Annotated in this window: 9 protein-coding genes; all 9 read right to left on the reverse strand. The window is 74.9% G+C overall.

Going from position 1 to position 15344, the window contains the following annotated elements; all coding sequences use genetic code 11:
- Window positions 1-4: 4 nt before the first annotated feature.
- Window positions 5-3307, reverse strand: a complete 3303-nt coding sequence (locus IH50_RS0105910; RefSeq protein ID WP_030858021.1) for an FtsX-like permease family protein — start codon at window positions 3305-3307, stop codon at window positions 5-7.
- Between the two features lie 269 nt (window positions 3308-3576).
- Window positions 3577-3990, reverse strand: a complete 414-nt coding sequence (locus tag IH50_RS0105915; protein ID WP_030858022.1) for a globin — start codon at window positions 3988-3990, stop codon at window positions 3577-3579.
- A gap of 145 nt (window positions 3991-4135) precedes the next feature.
- A complete protein-coding gene (locus tag IH50_RS39400) occupies window positions 4136-5791 on the reverse strand; it encodes an FHA domain-containing protein (protein WP_078913874.1) in 1656 nt (551 codons plus the stop codon).
- A gap of 82 nt (window positions 5792-5873) precedes the next feature.
- Window positions 5874-7223, reverse strand: a complete 1350-nt coding sequence (locus IH50_RS0105925) for a vWA domain-containing protein (protein WP_030858024.1) — start codon at window positions 7221-7223, stop codon at window positions 5874-5876.
- Between the two features lie 112 nt (window positions 7224-7335).
- Complete coding sequence (locus IH50_RS0105930) at window positions 7336-8709, reverse strand: PP2C family serine/threonine-protein phosphatase (protein ID WP_030858025.1); 1374 nt, start codon at window positions 8707-8709, stop codon at window positions 7336-7338.
- Between the two features lie 3 nt (window positions 8710-8712).
- The gene (locus IH50_RS0105935; RefSeq protein ID WP_030858027.1) at window positions 8713-11259 is read right to left on the reverse strand and encodes a serine/threonine-protein kinase; all 2547 of its coding nucleotides are present in this window, start codon (window positions 11257-11259) and stop codon (window positions 8713-8715) included.
- 22 nt (window positions 11260-11281) lie between these two features.
- A complete protein-coding gene (locus tag IH50_RS0105940) occupies window positions 11282-12616 on the reverse strand; it encodes a hypothetical protein (RefSeq protein ID WP_030858029.1) in 1335 nt (444 codons plus the stop codon).
- A gap of 76 nt (window positions 12617-12692) precedes the next feature.
- Entirely contained in the window at window positions 12693-13730 is a 1038-nt protein-coding gene (locus IH50_RS0105945; RefSeq protein ID WP_030858031.1) for a glutamate ABC transporter substrate-binding protein, read from the reverse strand.
- 29 nt (window positions 13731-13759) lie between these two features.
- Window positions 13760-15205 carry a hypothetical protein gene (locus tag IH50_RS0105950; protein ID WP_030858033.1) on the reverse strand — a complete coding sequence of 482 codons (1446 nt, stop codon included), beginning with the start codon at window positions 15203-15205 and terminating at the stop codon, window positions 13760-13762.
- Window positions 15206-15344 lie beyond the last annotated feature (139 nt).

The following is a 15344-nucleotide window of genomic DNA, read 5'->3' on the forward strand; positions in this document are numbered from 1 at the left end:
CACCTCACTCACCTCCCCGTTCCCGCAGCGACGTCACCGGGTCCGCACGGCGCACCGCCAGGACGGCCGTGACCAGCAGCGGTGCCGCGGCCACGGCGGCCAGCAGCGCGGCCACCCGCCCGGCCGGCAGCTCCACCAGCACCTCGGGCACCGGCCGGGAGGCCTCCGAGGTCAGCATGATCAACGGGATCACGGACCGGGCCAGCACCGCGCCGAGCAGCGCCCCCACCGCCAGCGCCAGACCGACCAGCACCCCGTGCTCGACGACCAGCACCCGGGCCAGCCGCCGGCGTGACGCGCCCAGGGCGCGCAGCACCGCGAACTCGGCGGACCGCTCGCGCAGCGCCCCGGCCGCGCTCACCGCGAACCCGACCGCCGCCAGCGCCGCCGCCGCGAAGGCCACCGCGGCGAACGCCGCCCCGGACCCCGCGCCGAACGGGTCGTCGCGCAGCCGGCCGGCGATCTCGTCCCGCACCACCACCTGGGACGGCTCGACGTCGGGCCGGTCCCGCAGCGCCGAGGCCACCTCGGCCGACGCGCCCGGCGCGGTCCGCAGCCACCACTCGGTGGGCGGCACGCTCTCGCCGCGGCGGGCCTGCAGCACCCGGTTGACCGACCGCAGATCCACCAGCAGGGCCCCGCCGTCGCCCGTCCCCCCGGACGGTACGGACGGCAGCTCCCGCACCGACCTGGTGATCCGCACCGGCACGGTGGAGCCGTCGACCGTCACGTCCACGCGCTGCCCGGTGCGGGCGCCCGTCGAGGCCAGGTAGCGGTCGGTGGCCACGCCGGCGACCTCGGGCGTCCCGGGCTGCGCTATCCGCAGCAGGACGGTGAGCGACGGGATCGTCCAGGAGCTGTCCTGCGGCACGTATCCGGTGCCGTAGGCGAAGGTGGGCGGGGAGACGGCGGTCAGCCGGGGGCGGGTCGGGGCGGTCCGCGCGTCGGGGGACGACACCGTGTCGCCGTCGTCGGTCCGCGAGGACAGGGCCCAGCCGGCGGGGCTGTCGGGCAGCGTCAGCGGCCGGGTCCGGCCACCGGTGTCCGTGGCGGTCAGCGAGGCCACGGTGAGGCGGTGTTCCTCGGCCCGGCCGGCCGGCTGCTCCAGGTCGAGCCGCAGCCCGGTCAGCGTCAGCGCGCCCGGGGGCGCCTCGGCGACGGCGGACAGGCCGAGGATGAGCGTGTGGGTGCGTCCGTCGGCGGGGAGCCGGCCGAAGGTGACCTTGTACGGCGTCCCGTAACGGTCCTCCAGGGTGGCCCTGACGTCGACCGCCGTTCCCGCCGCCGCGCCCCGGAGCCGGGCCGCCAGCGTCAGGCGCGCGGTGTCCGCCGGGACCCGCACGCCCGCGGTCCCGCCCTTCGGCGCCAGACCGTCGAGGAGCGTGCCCCCGGACCCGGACCCGGACCCGGAGGCCAGGTCGGGGCGCATGAGGACGGTCCCGGCCGCGTCCGCGGTGTCCAGCGCCAGCACGGTCGCCGTCCGGTCGCCGGACAGCGTCACCGGCGTACGGTACGCCGGAGCGGCCGCGGTCACGCCGGGGACGGCCGCGTACGCCTGGGTGCGGCCCAGCCCGGCCTCCCCGGCGGCGAGCACCCGCACCGGGGCGCCGGCCCGGAAGTCAGCCTGGTCGTCCTGCGAGCGTTCCCAGGAGGAGCCCTGGCCGATCGCCAGCATGCCCAGCGCCACGGCGAGCACCAGCACCAGCACCGGGCCCGCACCGCGCGCCGGACGGCGGCTGAGCTGCCAGCCCGCCAGCGCCCCCGGCAGCCCGCGGCCGCGGGCCGCCCGGCGTTCGGCCAGCCGCGCCACCGGCGGCAGCAGACGCAACGTCAGCACCGTGCCGGCCAGCAGCGCCAGCGCCGGGGCCACGACGAGCAGCGGATCGACGCCGAGGTCGCGGCCGACGGCACCGGAGGGCCGGCGGGCCAGCTGCCAGTACGCCACACCGGCCACCACCAGCAGACCCACGTCCGCGCCCGCGCGCACCGCGCCCGGCAGCGGCCTGGCACGGCCGGCGGTGAAGGAGGAGACGAGCGCCGGGACCGCGACGGCCAGCGCGCAGCCCAGCGCCACGCCCGCCGCCACCAGCCACACCGCGCCGCGTCCGGCGACCGTGCCGACGGAGGTGTCCAGGTGCAGCCCGATCCGGGCCGGCGCGCCCTGTCCGGCGAGCAGCCGGGTGAGCGGTCCCGCGAGCAGCGGGGCACAGGCCGCCGCGGGCACGGCCAGCAGCAGCGCCTCCAGGGCGGCGAGCCGGGCCACCTGGGCGCGGGAGGCGCCGCGGGCCCGCAGCAGCAGGGTCTCGGCCGCGCGTTCGGCGCTCAGCAGCCTGGCCGCCAGCAGCAGGGCGCAGCCGGCCAGGAGGACGAGCTGGAGGGCGATGATCAGCAGGGTCGAGCGGGAGACGAGCAGGGAGCGCTCGACCCGGTCCAGCACGGTGGGCAGCGCGCTCGTCGCCGTCGCGGCGCCGCCCAGCGTCTCGTCCTCGGACAGGGCGGCGGTGCCGTGCCGCACCGTCTCGCGCAGCGCGTCGATCCGCCGCGTGTCCACCGCCGAGAAGTCGGCCGACGCCAGCCAGCCCGTCGTGCCGCCGCTGACCAGGTCTCCGGTGAGCACCGAGGGGTGGGCGAGCAGCGGGCCGTACGTGGTGAAGTCGACCTCGACGACCCCGCGGCCCTCCAGGTCGTCCAGCCGCCAGTAGGGCGCGGCGGTGTCCACCGGCCGGTACAGCCCGGTGATCCGCGCCCGCACCGGCGGTCCGCCCAGCCGGTCGGTCAGGGTGAGGCGGGCGCCCGGTTCCAGGGAGAGGGCCTGGGCCGCGGTCTCCGGCAGGGCGGCCTCGACCGTCGTTCCGGCGGCCGCCCGGGGCATCCGTCCCTCGGTGATCCGCACCTGGGTGCGGTCCAGCGCCGCGAAGTGCGTCAGGCCGGGGTCGTCCGTCCCGGCGCGGCCGCCCGGGGCGCGGAGGGAGCCGGGCAGGGCGTACGGGCCGGAACGGGTCAGGGTGCGCAGGGTCACCGGCAGTCCGCCGAAGGCCTTCCGGGCACCCTCGCGTACGGTGGCGTCGGCCGCGGCGCGACGGCCGGCGGGGACGTCGGCCCTGACGGTGAGCGCGGTGTCGGCGGTGGTGCGCGGGTCCCCGAGGGCCCGGCGCAGGGCCGCGTCGCCGATCGAGGCGGAGTAGGCCGTGAGGGTCGCCAGGACCGCCGTGGTCAGCAGGACCGTGAGCAGGGCGGCGGCGAGGAGCGGCCGGTGAGCCTGTGCGCGGGCGAGGACCAGCTTCGTCGATCCCCCTGCGGCTGTCACCACAACCCCCCGTGGTCGTCCCCCGGCCTCCGGGTGATGTTGTCAGAGGGGGCGGGCCGGAGGTAACCGTTCGGGGGGTGGGTTTGATCGGATCGTGATCGGAAATCGGGGTCGGGGTACCGGAATGCGATCGGGGTGGGGAGGTTTTTCGCCCCCGCCGCCCCTTCCCTCCCCCACTCTCGGCTTCGCTCGAGCGGGGGGACCCCCATCGTCCCAGGGGGCTCCGCCCCCTGAACCCCCGCTCCTCAAACGCCGGAGGGGCTGTGTGGTCAGTCCGGGGAGTTGATCATCGACGCCGCCGCGTACGTCATGTACTTCCACAGCGTCTGTTCGTGTTCCTCGGGCAGGCCCAGTTCGTCGACGGCGTCGCGCATGTGCTTCAGCCACGCGTCGTGTGCCGCCCGGTCGACCTTGAACGGGACGTGGCGCATCCGCAGGCGCGGGTGGCCGCGGTTCTCGCTGTAGGTGGTCGGACCGCCCCAGTACTGCATGAGGAACAGCGTCAGCCGCTCCTCGGCCGGGCCCAGGTCCTCCTCGGGATACATGGGCTTCAGCAGCGGGTCCTCGGCCACCCCCTGGTAGAAACGGTGGACGAGCCGGCGGAAGGTCTCCTCCCCGCCGACCTGCTCGTAGAAGGTCTGCTCCTGAAGCGTGCCGCGCCGAATCTCTGTCACGCCGTCCATGGTCTCAGACGCGCCGGCATAGGACTCGAGGCCTAGGACCGCCCTGTCGTGGCGGCCCGGGTGAGCGGGGTCCGGCACGCCGCGGACGGGCGTGCCGGACCCCGTGTCCCCGGCGTGATCCGCCGGACGGGCCTCAGGACCGCGTTCAGCCCCGGCGGATGGTGATCGTCGTCCAGGCGCCCACGTGGACCCGGTCGCCGTCCTGGAGCGGGACCGGGACGAACGGCTGGATCGGTTCGTCCGAGCCGTTGACCGTCGTGCCGTTCGTCGAGTTCTGGTCGACGACCGCCCATGTGCCGTCCGGCTGCTGCACCAGCACCGCGTGCTGGTGGGAGACGCCCGGGTCCTCCGGCGGGGTCGACAGATCGATGTCGGGGGTGTCGCCGGTGGAGTGGCGGCGGCGCCCGATGGTGATCTGGTTGCCGGTGAGCGTGCGCTGCTGCTCGGGCGAGTACGCGGGCAGGTTCAGGCCCGCGGCCTCGGGGCCGGAGCGCTGCATCATCGCCATGAAGTACTCGCGGTCCGGACCGATGGTCGCGGTCCAGGTCGCCGGGCCCTGCGGGGGACGGGACTGCTGCGGGAAGCCGCCGGGGCCGGGCGGTGCCTGGGTCGCGCCGGGCTGCGGGTAGCCGTAACCGCCGCGCTGACCGGGACCGTTCGGTCCGCCGGGACCGTTCGGACCACCGGGTCCGCCGGTCGGCGGGGAGATCACCCAGTCGTCGTCACCGCCGCCGAAGGACGGCCCGCCCTGCTGGGGGCGGCCGGTCTCCTGCGGGAACCCGGGCGGGGCCGACGTCCCGGGCTGGAACGCCTGCGGAGCACCGGGGCCGTTCGGCCCACCGGGGCCTCCAGGCCCACCCGGCCCGTTCGGGCCACCGAAACCGCCGGGGCCGTTCGGCCCACCAGGCCCACCAGGCCCACCAGGCCCACCAGGCCCACCAGGCCCGCCGGGGCCGTTCGGCCTGCCGGGGCCACCGGGGCCACCGGGGCCGCCCGGCCCGTTCGGGCCGCCGGAACCGCCGGGGCCGTTCGGTCCGCCGGGTCCGCCGGGACCGTTCGGCCTACCGGGGCCGCCCGGCCCGTTCGGGCCGCCGAAACCGCCGGGGCCGTTCGGTCCGCCGGGTCCGCCAGGGCCATCGAAACCGCCAGGGCCACCAGGCCTGCCGGGACCGCCAGGTCCGTCGGGACCGCCGAAGCCGCCAGGGCCACCGGGACCGTTGGGCCCACCAGGCCCGCCGAAGCCACCGGGGCCACCAGGCCCGTTAGGCCCACCAGGCCCTCCGGGCGGGCCCGGAGGGGGCGGTACAGGGCGTGAGGGGTCGCCGCCGAATCCGGGCGGGCCCGGGGGGATCGGTTCGGCGGGGCGGTTCACCTGCGAGGGGCGTGAGCTCTGGTAGTCGTACGCGTCACCGCCGCCGTACGACGGTCCGCCGGGCGGCTGCTGGAAGGGCCCGCCCGGACCCGGACCCGGGCCGGGGGCCGGCGGACGCGGGGCGGCCGGGGTGTACGAGGTCGCCGTGTTCGTCAGGAAGTTCCACCGGCACTCCTCGCAGAACGGCGCCGCGCCCTCACGCGGTGTACGGCACTGCGGGCACAGCTCCGTCCGGCCGCCGCCGGGACCGTCGAAACCACCGGGGCCACCGGGACCGCCGGAGGGGCCGCCCGGAGGCGGGAAGCCGTAGCCGCCGCCGGGCGCGGGCGGCGGGGGAGGAGGTGGGGGCACGGCACCCGCCATGCGGTGACCGCACACCTCGCACCAGTCGTCGGAACCCGACTGGTGTCCGTTCGGGCAGGTCGGCATGTCGGCGCTTCCCCCTCTCCTTGTCCGGCCGGTTCCGGCCGGTTTCTCCCACCCCGAGGGGTCGGGCTCGACTACTTACGGATCACTTCTTTACACGAACAGTCTTTGTCGACCGAGTCTCGAGCGTCATCTCGTCGGCCTCCTCGACCTTCGCCTTCAGTCGCACAGTACCCGTCGCGGCATCGACCACGTCCACCACCTTCGAAAGCAGTTTCGCAGTATCCGCGTTGCCGGACGCGCTCGCGAGCTGCACGGCCCTGCCCAGTTTGGCCGTCGCTCCGTCGATATCCCCCTCTTTGCGCAGATCCAGACCCTGTTGGATGACTTTCGCCAGTTCCGCCTGCCCGGTGTAATGGGCGACCTGGGGGTTGATCGACGTCGAGGCGGCCATGTCGTCCGTCCACACGGCCCGGACCAGACCCTGCGCACCGAGGCTGCGCACACCGCCGTCGGACGGCTGCGGGATCACCAGCGACAGCCGGGCCGCCAGCATCTCCTGCCCGATGCCCGCGGGCGGCACCTCGACGCAGACGTGGTAGTCGCGGGACTCGTCGCCCCAGGAACCCAGCGGGTAGTCGCCCGCGCGCGGACCCGCCTCCGTACGGCGGCCGGTCAGCTCCTCGACCGTGGGCGCGACCTGCTTGACGAACCTCACCGTCGCACCGGCCGGGGTCCACAGCCGCAGCGAGACGTCCGCGACCTCCTTGCCCATCGCCGTCTCCATCATCCGCGTGAAGTCGGCGGCGAGACCGGCCGGGTCGGCGACGATGTCGGCGGTGCCGAGGAGGGCGGAGGCGATGGCTGTGACTTCTTTCACTTCCCAGTCGGTGCCCACACCGCGGGCGTCACAGGTGAACCGTCCGGCGCAGGCGTCCAGGGCCGCCTTCAGGTCCTCCGCCGACTCGTGCTCGTTGCGGCCGTCGGTGAGCAGGATGCCGTGCCGGATCGCCACGTCCGCCGGCGCCAGCAGCCGGTCGGCCAGCCGCAGCCAGGTGCCGATCGCCGTGCCGCCGCCCGCGCTCAGCTTCCGCAGCGCCTGCTTGGCCTGCTCACGGGTGGAGGCGTCGGCGACCGCGAGGCCGCCGGCGCCCGGATACACCTCCTTGGCCACGTGCGTGCCGCCGACCACCGCGAAGCGCACGCCGTCGCGCAGGGCGTCGATCGCGGCGGCCGTCGCGTCGCGGGCGTTGCGCATCTTGGTCGGCGGGTAGTCCATCGAGCCCGAGCAGTCGACCATGAGGACCACGGCCGCCGACGGTCCCTGGCCGGGCGAGTAGAGATGGGGTGCCGCCACCGCGCTGCCGATGGTGCCGCCGCCGGTCGCGGTCACCGTGACGATGGCGTTGACCTCGCGGCCGCCCTCCGGCAGGTACTCGTTCTGGTACACGTCCACCGAGAACTGCGGCACGTTCGATTTCGAGAAATTGGCCATGCCTGTTTCGCTCCCCCTTGGCTGCCCCGGCGGCGCGGGGCGACGACGGATGACGGACCGGTCCCCTCCGGTCCGTCGAGGCTTCCCCGTGCGAGGCGTCCCGCAAGCGGCCTCAGGCCGATCCTGCCCCCTGCGGGACGGCCGGGAACGGCACGAGGGCCACTGTTACGTTGTCGTGGCCCCCGCCGTCGAGGGCGTGACCGACCAGGACCCGGGCGGCGTGCAGCGGTCGTACGGCCGCGTCCGCGGGCACGGCCCGGGCCATCTCGTCGGCCGACTCCGCGTAGTTCCACAGGCCGTCCGTGCAGACCACGACCACACCGGGCCGGTCCGGCTTGAACGAGGCGGTGTGCGGCTCCAGTTCGTAGGCGTCCGCGCCGAGCCAGCCGGTGATCGCGTGCGCGCGCTGGTCGGCGTACGCCTCGGCCTCGCCCATCAGACCCGCGGCGACCATCTGCGCGGCCCACGAGTCGTCCTCGGTGAGCCGGGCCGCCGGGGTGGAGCGGTCGGCCGGGATCCAGTAGACGCGGCTGTCGCCGACCCAGCCGACCACCAGCAGACCGGAGGTCACCACCGCGCCGACGATGGTGCACGCCGGGGCGTTCTGGTGCGGGGCGTGCTCACGGGCCGCCGCCGGCTCGTCGGCCAGGGCGTTGACCGCCTCGGAGGCGGCGACGATCGCGTCGTGCATCGCCTGCTGCGGGTGCGTGCCGCGCGGCAGGGCCGCGAGCAGGGACTCGTTCGCCGCGCGGGAGGCGGCGAGTGACGCCTCGTCGGGTCGGGTCGCGGAGGAGACGCCGTCGCAGACGATCGCCACGGAGGCGGGGGAACCGTCGGGCAGCGCCGTGGTGCTCACGGCGAAGGCGTCCTCGTTGCGGTGGTGACGCAGGCCGCGGTCGCTGACCGCGCCGACCGGTCCGCTCTCCTGCTCCATGTGGTCCCGTTCGCGTGGCTGGGCGTGACCGCAGTTCTCGCAGTAACCGTCGTCGTCGACCCGCCCCGTACGGCAGGCCACGCACACCGCGGCACCACCGCCGGGCGCCGCCCGCTCGGCCGCCACCCGCGGATCCGGTGCCTGGAGCGGGTACTCGTCGGGCTGCGCGGCCCGCTCCTCCGGCTGCGCACGCCGGTCGAACCGCACCCCGGACGACGGTGCGGGGGCATTCGCCGCCGGGGGCGGCGGTACGGGAGCGCCCGGGGCGGGGGGCGGCGGGGCGGACAGGGGCGCCGGTGGGGCGGCGGGGCCGTCCGGGGCGGGCCAGGACGGTGCGGCGGGCGGGGCCGACGGCGGGCGGGGCCGGTCACGGTCCGCCGAAGTCTGCGGCGGCACCGAGCCGTTCACGGCGACCGCCGGCTCGTCCCGCGGCCGTGCGGGGACCACGGAGAGGTCGTATCCGCACGCACCGCAGAAACGATCACCCGACTCGAGGGGTTCCTCGCAGCTCGGGCATTTCGACAGAGCGGCCTGCTGAGGCATCTGCGACATCAACTACACCCATGTCCGGGGGCGGTAACGATTGGCACGTTCCACCAGGTCGATCCTCTCCTCGCCGCTGCGCGCCAGCCGGGCCAGCGTGCGGTACGAACGCTCCAGGCCGAAACGGAGGCCCCGTTCGTCCAGGCCGCTGCCGAGCAGCGTCCGTCCCCCGGCGGCGGGAGGGGCGGAACCCTGGCCCCCGGAGAGTACCCAGTCCAGCGCGCAACCGAGGACTTCGGCCGACAACAGCTCGCGCCGTGCCGGATCCAGACCGTACGCCTCCAGGGCCTCGACCTGCCCGGCGGCGGCACTCAGGTCGTCCAGGAACGGTACGTCACCGGCGGCGGCCGTACGCCCGCGCAACCGCGCCCGGACGGACGCCACCCGCGCGGCCGTGTAGTGGATGGAGGACTCCGGCACCGACACCAGCGCCCGCACGGCACCGCCGCGGTCCCCGGCCGCCCACCGCACCCGGGCCAGCCCGAACGCGGCGCTCACATGGCTCGGGTCGGTCGACCACACCAGGCGGTAGTACTCGGCGGCGTTGTCCAGCTGACCCAGCACCTCCGCGCACACGCCGAGCGCCAGCTTCGGCGCGATCTCGCCGGGGAACGCGTCGTAGACCGCGTCGAAGGCGAGCGCGGCACCCTCGTGGTCGCCGGTGACCAGCGAGGCCACCCCCCGGTACCAGACCACCCGCCAGTCGTCGGGGTCCTGTTCCTCCAGCGCGCTCAGCGCCGCCAGCGCGACGGGCCACTCGCCGGTCTCCAGCCGGGCGCGCACCTCACGCAGCCGGGTCTCCGTCGACGGGGCGGGCGCGGCGGCGAGCGCGTTGATCAGCTCACCGGGCGCGGACGCCAGCAGCCCCGTGAGGAAACCGGCGTTGGGGTCGGCCGGGTGGACGTGCGGCACGGGCAGGGCGAGCGCGGCGGCGGCGCAGTCGACGGGCTTGACGAGAGCGGCGGGCGGGAGCGCGTGAGGTGCGCCCCCACGGGCCTCACGGGCCTCACGGGACGCACGGGACGCGCGGGAACGGGCCGGGCGGGCGCCCAGCCGGGAGACGTCCCCGTCCGGCGCGGGGAACAACTCCGTGTCCGTCACCCGCGGTTCCGGGCCGAAGAGCGTGGACAGCGCCGGACGCGCCCGGCCCGACTGCAGGGAGACCACCTCGCGCAGCACGCCCGTCAGCTGCTCGGCCATCTCCTGCGCGGAGGAGAACCGGCGGGCCGGGTCCGGGTCGGTGGCGCGGACCAGGAAGCGGTAGAACGACTCGTACTGCCGGAACACCTCGATGTTGTCCGGGTCGGGCAGCGAGTCCACGTAGACGTTCGTGTAGCCCTGGAAGTCGAACGTGAGGACGGCGAGCGTACGGGCCACCGTGTACAGGTCCGACGCCACCGAGGGACCGACGTCGGCGACCTCGGGCGCCTGGTAGCCGACCGTGCCGTAGATGGCCGACTCCTCGTCGTCCATCCGGCGCACCGCGCCCATGTCGATCAGCTTCAGCTGGTCCTCGGTCTGGATCGCGTTGTCGACCTTGAAGTCGCAGTACAGCAGGTTCCGGCTGTGCAGATGGCCGAGTGCCTCCAGGGCCTCGATGCCGTACGCGCACGCCTGCTCCACCGGCAGCGGATCGCGCCTGCCCTCCGGGGTGCGGCGGCCGTTGGCGATCTCCTTCAGCGACTTGCCGCCGACGTACTCCATGACGATGTAGCCGTCGAGGGAGCCGGTGCGCTGGTCGAGGTGCTCCACGAAGTTGTAGATCCGCACGATGTTGGCGTGCTCGATCTCCGCGAGGAAGCGCCGCTCGGAGATCGCCGCCGCCATCGCGTCCTGGTCGCCCGTGTCCAGCAGGCCCTTCAGCACCACCCAGCGGTCCGAGACCGCCCGGTCCACGGCGAGGTAGATCCAGCCCAGACCGCCGTGCGCCAGACAGCCGACCACCTCGTACTGGCCGTGCACGACGTCCCCGCCCCGCAGCTTCGGGACGAACGAGTACGGGTGGCCGCACTTGGTGCAGAAGCCCTCCGTGCGCCCCGGCCGGCCGCCGCGGGCCCGGCCCACCTGCGCCCCGCAGTCCGAGCGCGAGCAGAACCGCTTCCGCTCGGGCACCTCGGGGTTCTCCCGCACCATCGCACGCGGATCGGGGCGCGGGATCGGCGGCACCTCGACCAGACCGGCACCGAGACGGCCCCGGCCGGACGAGCCGGCGCCCGCGCCGGAACTGCGCACCGACACCGAACGGCCCGTGGTCCGGCCCGACAGCGAGCGGGAGAGCCGACCGGAGACCGAACGGCGGGACTTCGACGACTGGGACGACGTCCGGGCGCTGCGGGCGCTGCGGCCGCTGGAACGCCCGCTGCCCGCCGAACCCCGCGAGCCGGGGCCGCCCGCCGTGATGCCGGTCGGGGCCGAGCCGACCATGCCGGTCGGCGACACCACCGGGGCGAGGCCACAGGTGTCGCAGTACAGCTCGCCGCCGCCGACGTCCTCGTACGCGCCCCCGCACCCGGGGCGCTGGCACCCGGTCCCGGGTGCCCGGTTCTCCGGTTCGCTCATGACGCGGCCTCCCCCTCGTCGCTCATGCGCCGGGCCCCCTCCGGTCGTCGGGCACGCCCTGCTCCGGTACCCGGGGCGCCGTGCCGAGGACCTCCGCGGCGGCCTGCTGGTAGCGCAGCACCGCCCGGTCGGCGGCGCGCAGATCGCAGGGCGCGCTCCACAGCATGCGGCGCGCCTTCTCGTACCGCTCCACCAGTTCGGGGTCCTCCGCCAGGCCGTGCCGGGCCACCTTCGCCTTGTACGCGTCCAGCCGGCCGCGCAGCTCGGCACGGACCGCCAGCGGTGCCGTCACCGCGGTCAACGACTCGCGGGCGCGCAGCAGTTCGTCCTCCGCCTTCTGCTCGAGGGACTCCAGGAGCGGGGACAGGCGGTGCCACTGGGCGTGTCTGCGGTACTCCGCGGCCGTCGACAGCTGCTCCTGCAGCGCGGTCGGCGGCCCGCTGACCACCGGCACCTCCGTCGCGGCGATCTTCGCCAGCACCTCGCCGCGCGCGGTGCGGGCCTCGGCGAGGGTGCGGTCGGCGCGGGACAGCACGTCCCGCAGTCTGACGATCCGTTTCTCGGCGTCCTGGCGGACCGTCAGCACCGCGTCGATCTCCCGGCGCACGTCCTCCAGCGCGCGTGCCTCACGGTCGTAGACCGTGGTGTCGGGCCGTCCGCCGCCGGGCGCCGAACTGCCCTCCGCGCGCTTCCAGTACGCCAGCGGGTCGGACACCACCTGCTCGCGCAGCCTCGTCAGCGTGCGGGTGATCCGCTCCAGGTCGTCGCCCGCCGGATGCTCGCCCGGACGTACCCCGACCGAGTGCGCGAGCCGGGCGGTGCGCTGGAGTTCGGCGGCGAGCAGGTCGATCCGGGCGGGCAGCGCCGACCACACCGCGTCGGCGGCGACGACCACGTCCAGCGAGGTCGCGTACAGCTCGTTCATGCGGTCGACGAGGGCGGCCAGCGAGTACCGCTCGCTGAGCTTCCCGGAGGCGGCGTGGAGCGTCGGCGCGCCCGCGGTCGCCGCCGCACCCCCGGCCACGGTCACCGCGTCGCCGCGCAGCAGCTCCGTCAGCTCCACCAGGTCCTCATGGCTGGACCAGCGGCGGCGGGAGCGGATGGTCCGGGCCGTGCGCAGCGCGTCCGTGTACGCGTCGAAGTACGTCCACAGCAGCGTGATCGACGCCTCCGTGGCCGTCCAGCGCTCCTCGGTGATGCCGGTGAGCCGCGCGCCCTCCAGGAGTCTTCGGCCCGCGTGGTCCTGCAGGGCGAGGAGCGAGGTCTCGATCGCCTCGTGCTCCGCGCCGAGCCGCGCCAGCGCACGGTCCACCTCGTCCCGGTCCATCACCGGCCCGGTGGGATCCGTGTCGGCCATCGGTCACCTCTCGCTGGGGGGTTGTTGACGGTTGGGGTGTGTCCGGCCGGGGGCGTCGGTCCGGGGCCGCTCGGGGTCAGTTCTCGCGCAGGTACTCCGGGGCCGGGGGCCTCGACCCGGAGGAGTCGTCGCCCAGGGTGGCCGACAGCCACTCGGTGTACGCGTCCTGCCAGCCGTCCGTGGTGTCCTCGCGGAAGTCCACCAGGATCCGGTTGACCCGGCGCACCAGGTCGTCCGCCTCCTTCTTCATCGCCACGCCGTAGTACTCGGTCGTGAAGGCCTCCCCCTTGAGCTGGACCGTCGGGTCCTGCGCGGCCTGGCTGGCCGCGAGCGCGCCGTCGGTGACCACGGCGTCGACCTCGCCGAGCTGTAGCCGCACCAGGCAGTCGAGCTGGTTGGGGACGGTGGTGCGGATGTCGGTGGACGTCGGCAGGTCGCCCGCCTCCTTGTCCGTCTCCAGCTTCGTGTACGCGGTCGAGCCCGTCGCCGTGCAGATCTCCTGGTCCGCGAGCGTCTCGTCGTACCCCGTGATCGGTGAGGACCTCGGGGCCAGGACCTGCTGGCCGGTCCTGAAGTACGGTGCGGAGAACGCCACGTCCTCGATACGGGCGCAGTTGATCGTCATCGTACGGACGACCATGTCGACGCGGCCGTCCTGGATCGCCGGGATGCGCTGGTCGGTCGGGATCGCCTTGAACTGGACCGCGTCCCGGTCGCCGAGTATGTCCTCGGCGATACGGTGCGCCAGGTCGATGTCGAAGCCCTCCAGGGTGCCGCTCTCGCCGCTGTTGGGGTCGCGGTAGCCCCAGCGGTAGCTGTTCTGGTCGACCCCCACGATCAGCTTGCGCTTCTCCCCCCGCCGGTTCTTGATCGCCTCGATGGTGGGGCCGTCGGCGCCGGAGGGGGAGAGGGTCTGCTTCTCCGGGGCCGTGCAGTCCTCGTCCGCCTGGGCCCGCGCGGCGTGGGACACGGTCCGGCCGGTGGTCCCCGAGGGGCTGCCGGTGCAGGCCAGTACCAGCGCGAAGACCAGGGCCAGGGCGCAGGCGGTCGCCATCGCGCCCACTCCGCCCCAGCCCTTCAGGCGGGCCCGCAGGTGTCGTGCGATCGTCGTCATGGCCCCCTCCGGTGCGTCCACGCGTCCGTTCATCGGTACTCCGACAGCCTGCGGCCGATGCCCAGCACCGCGCCGGCCGCGCCCAGGAGGGCGAGGACGGCCGCGCCGGCCGGCAGGCCCGTCAGCGCGTCCCGGCCGTCGCCGGCCGCCCGCTCGAACTCGTTCTCCTCGTGCGCGAGCGCCGTGGCCAGGTTCTTGTCGACGTTGTCGAAGCACTCGCCGGTCGCGCCCTTCGCGCCGATCACCATGTCCAGCGCCTGCTGGTAGTCGCCGTTCTCGTCCCGCTCACGGGCCGCCGCGTGGCGCTTCCTCCACTCCGTCATGCTGCCCACCGCCGAGTCGACCGGCCGCTCGCCGCCGGCGTCGTCCGCGAGGCGCCGCGCCTGTGCCAGGCCCTTGGCGAGGGTGTCCATGTCGCGGCCGAAGTCGTGGTCGTAGGCGTCGAACGTCTCGTCGCCGACCTTCGTCGTCTCGGCGCCCCGGGCCACCAGGGTCAGGTTCTCGTTGCCCCTCGCCTTCAGGGAGGCGATCCGGGCGTCGTGCAGCACGTTGAGCGAGCGGACGCCGTGGTCGTAGGAGTCGTTCAGGCCCGAGCGGGCGAGGGTGTGACCGGCCGTCAGCCAGATGAGGACGACCGCGGCCGCCGCCGTCGCCGCCACCAGGCCGTGGTTGAGGACCCTGTTGGTGCGCAGGTAGTTACGGCGCATGGCCCAGGCGAGGGCGGCCAGGGTGACGACGCCGAGGGCGATGGCGGGCCAGGGGTAGGGGGTCGCGTCCGCGTAGTCGTCGCGGAGGCGCTGGTTCTCCTTGGTGTAGAGGTCCTCCGCCGCCGGGAGCATCTCCTTCTGCATCTTCTCGTTCGCGTACCGCAGGTAGGCGCCGCCGACGGGGAAGCCCTGGCGGTTGTAGGTGCGGGCGCGTTCGACCAGGCCCTTGTACTCGGGGAGCAGGCGGTTGAGCTCGGTGACGGTCCTGGCCGAGGGGGAGCCGGGTTCCGAGTTGGCCGCGGCGTTGACGAGCTTCGCGGCGGCCGTGCGGATGCCGTTCTCGTAGCGGTCCCTGGAGGCGGCGGTCTCCTGACCGCCGGCCAGGAAGCCGCTGGACGCGGCGGTGTTGGCGTCGGCGAGGGAGCGGTAGATGTCGGCGGCGTCCGAGCTGAGGGGCTGGCTGCTGGTGAGGACGTCGTCGGCGGCCGCGGCCCGGTCGGTCATCTGCCAGGCGGTCACCGCGCCGAAGGCGACGACCAGGGCGGCGAGGAGCGCGCCGATGATACGGAGACGGCCGGGCTCGGTGGTGGCGGCCCTGCGGAGGCGGTCGACGCCCTCGGCGAAGGCGGTACGGCGGGCCTCCTGCGGTGGCGGGGCGGGAGTGGGGGTGGGCTGGGGCGGCACCGCGGGCAGCGTGGGCACGGGCACGGACGCGGACACGGGCGTGGTGGCGCCGGGCGGCGCCGCGCCGTTCGGCGTGTGTGTCATGTGACCTCCCCCATGGTCATCCCTCGCGGCAAGTATCGCCGCCGCGACCGACATGTGCACCGGCCTTGGCACGATCTTGATCCGATCGCGGCGCGACCGCCGAGAACCCCGCCCCCACCCTGCCCACGAACACGCCCGG

The sequence above is a fragment of the Streptomyces sp. NRRL S-37 genome (assembly GCF_000721605.1).
In the GTDB taxonomy this organism is placed as follows: domain Bacteria; phylum Actinomycetota; class Actinomycetes; order Streptomycetales; family Streptomycetaceae; genus Streptomyces.

Coding starts and splice junctions, on each gene's coding strand:
- IH50_RS0105925 (WP_030858024.1), bottom strand. CDS start 7,223: ATGGCCAATTTCTCGAAATCGAACGTGCCGCAGTTCTCGGTGGACGTG.
- IH50_RS0105945 (WP_030858031.1), bottom strand. CDS start 13,730: ATGACGACGATCGCACGACACCTGCGGGCCCGCCTGAAGGGCTGGGGC.
- IH50_RS0105930 (WP_030858025.1), bottom strand. CDS start 8,709: ATGTCGCAGATGCCTCAGCAGGCCGCTCTGTCGAAATGCCCGAGCTGC.
- IH50_RS39400 (WP_078913874.1), bottom strand. CDS start 5,791: ATGCCGACCTGCCCGAACGGACACCAGTCGGGTTCCGACGACTGGTGC.
- IH50_RS0105950 (WP_030858033.1), bottom strand. CDS start 15,205: ATGACACACACGCCGAACGGCGCGGCGCCGCCCGGCGCCACCACGCCC.
- IH50_RS0105935 (WP_030858027.1), bottom strand. CDS start 11,259: ATGAGCGAACCGGAGAACCGGGCACCCGGGACCGGGTGCCAGCGCCCC.
- IH50_RS0105915 (WP_030858022.1), bottom strand. CDS start 3,990: ATGGACGGCGTGACAGAGATTCGGCGCGGCACGCTTCAGGAGCAGACC.
- IH50_RS0105940 (WP_030858029.1), bottom strand. CDS start 12,616: ATGGCCGACACGGATCCCACCGGGCCGGTGATGGACCGGGACGAGGTG.